Source organism: Roseomonas acroporae, assembly GCF_023223525.1.
GTDB classification, from domain to species: domain Bacteria; phylum Pseudomonadota; class Alphaproteobacteria; order Acetobacterales; family Acetobacteraceae; genus Roseomonas_E; species Roseomonas_E acroporae.
Genome location: NZ_JALPRX010000271.1, coordinates 1 through 853, shown reverse-complemented (window position 1 = coordinate 853; position 853 = coordinate 1). Strand labels below are relative to the sequence as shown.

The window sequence follows — 853 nt, the reverse complement described above, 5'->3', positions numbered from 1 at the left end:
GCTGGTGAGCGGCGCGGTGGCGGCGCTGCCGGAGATGCTGGGGCGGCTGAAGCTGACGGCGATGCGCGACCGGCTGGACGGGCTGCTCGACGAGGCCGCCCGGCGCGAGCTGACGCTGGCCGAGACGCTGGCGCTGCTGTGCCAGGCGGAGGTGGCGCACCGGGAGGAGCGGCGCATCCAGATGGGACTGGGCATCGCCAAGTTCCCCTTCGTCCGTACGCTGGAGAGCTTCGACTTCGCCGCCCAGCCTTCGCTCGATCCCCGGCAGGTGCGCGATCTCGCCGCGTGCCGCTGGGTGGCGAACGGCGACACGCTGCTGGCCCAGGGGCCGCCGGGTACGGGCAAGACGCACCTTGCCGTGGCACTCGGGCGCGAGGCGATCCGGCAGGGCTACTCGGTGCTGTTCACCCCGGCCATGGCGTTGATCACGGCGCTGATGAAGGGGCATTCGGAGGGCAGGCTGGAGGAGCGCCTGGCGCGCTACGCCAAGCCCAAGCTGCTGATCATCGACGAGCTGGGCTACCTGCCCCTCGAGCCGCAGGCCGCCCACCTGCTGTTCGCCCTGGTCAGCCGCCGCTACGAGCGCGGCAGCAGCATGCTGGTGACCTCGAACCGCAGCGTCGGCGAGTGGGGCCTGGTCCTGAACGACCAGGTCGTCGCCACCGCGATCCTGGACCGCCTCCTGCACCACAGCCACGTGCTGACCATCCGCGGCGACAGCTACCGCCTGCGGGAGAAGAGGCGGTCCGGGCTGCTGAAGCGGACCACCGATGCGGACCCGGAGCCCGGGACAACGTAATCCGGTGTCCAGTTCTCCGTGGCGAAACCGTCCAGTTCCGGATGTCGCTTGATA

Annotated in this window: 1 protein-coding gene; it reads left to right on the top strand. The window is 70.7% G+C overall.

Annotation, left to right across the window (positions count from 1 at the left end; all coding sequences use genetic code 11):
- Positions 1 to 4: 4 nt before the first annotated feature.
- Complete coding sequence (istB, locus tag M0638_RS28460; protein WP_456316062.1) at positions 5 to 799, top strand: IS21-like element helper ATPase IstB; 795 nt, start codon at positions 5 to 7, stop codon at positions 797 to 799.
- Positions 800 to 853: the final 54 nt, after the last annotated feature.